At 58.1% G+C, this 1343-nt stretch carries 1 pseudogene; it reads right to left on the bottom strand.

Annotated elements, in window-relative coordinates:
* Positions 1-207 precede the first annotated feature (207 nt).
* Positions 208-492, bottom strand: a pseudogene (locus G7A66_RS12715) (transposase); the annotation flags it as partial.
* Between the last annotated feature and the right edge of the window lie 851 nt (positions 493-1343).

Genomic DNA, 1343 nt, shown 5'->3' with positions numbered 1-1343 from the left:
ATGATGCAAGGGGCCCTCTATCAAGAGCTCATGGCCAAGAAGGCGCAACGCCTGCCGGTGCCGGAACGAACTGCTGCCATGGCACACCATTGACGGGCTCGATCGAGGTAATCCGGAGCCAGACTGCACGGGCGAGTCGGAAGACGTGCAAAGCACAAGCTTCTGAGCCCCGCTGTATCGATCACATCATAGGGATGATGGCTGTATCCGAGCGGCGGGTCTGCCGTCTGCAGCTTCCTGAAGGATCAGCTTGTCCAGGGTCAGGTCCGACACCGCACGGCGAAGCCGGGCATTCTCATTCTCTAGCTCCTTCATCCGCCGAGCCTGGTCCACCTTCAGCCCACCATACTCCTTGGGCCAGCGATAATAGGTCTGCTCCGTGCCCCCGATCTGGCGGCACGCTTCGGGCGGGGTCCCACCCTGCGCCAGCACTATCTCCGCCTCACGCAGTTTGCCGATGACCTCCTCCGGCTTGTGTTTCTTGGATGGCATTCTGCTTCTCCTTCATGGTCCAGACTAAAATAGTCGATGGACCACTCAGAAGGGGGCAGCTCATGACGATCCGAGGATCGTCAACCCGCGGCACTCTATGCGACGCCGGGAAATACGGCTCGATCCGGCGCATCTGCGCCTCCGACAGCTAGATCAGATCACTCATGACAATGCCTCCTCAGCATTGCCGTTGCATCAGGTCAGCGAACCAGTGGGATGCCCCTGAATGGGTCCTGAGCCTAGGTCATGCTGCGTAAAGCGGAAGAGCGGACCTTCAAGGGCGTGTGGGGTCTGATCGGGAAGCCGGTCGACATCTTCCAGCCCGGCGGATGCGTCTCTATTTTAGCTCGTGCGGCTATGAAGCGGAATGATCGGAAAGCGCTCTGATATCGCTCTCGGCAACAGGCTGGACCTGAGCAAGCTAGGTCATTTTCGCTCATCCAACAGCGCCATACTCTGCTCGGATAATCTTCCGTTTCAGGATGAATTTACGCCCCCCCCGTTAACCCGAAATTAGGCAATTCCGACGACATTCTCCTCAGATTCAGAGGGGGATGATTATGGACCGATTCAGACTGCCGAGACACGTCATGGCTGCTGCCCTCCTATGCAGTCTCCCGGGTTGTCAAATAGATGAAGGTCCTCTGACTGCAGATACCAGCGAGCTCGGCGTACAACCGGTATTTCCTACTCCTACTCCTACTCCTACTCCTACTCCTACTCCTACTCCTACTCCTACTCCTGGGACTGCGCTTGTCACCAATCCGGACGGCACAGTGGAGGCGCAGATGGTGGCGTCAGGGCTGGATGTCCCTTCGTTTCTAGGTCCTATGCGGCTGGCCGGCTCGGGT

The sequence above is a fragment of the Alteripontixanthobacter muriae genome (assembly GCF_013336795.1).
Taxonomy (GTDB): domain Bacteria; phylum Pseudomonadota; class Alphaproteobacteria; order Sphingomonadales; family Sphingomonadaceae; genus Pseudopontixanthobacter; species Pseudopontixanthobacter muriae.
Note: the sequence above shows the minus strand (reverse complement) of the source record. Positions and strands in the feature narration are given on the sequence as shown.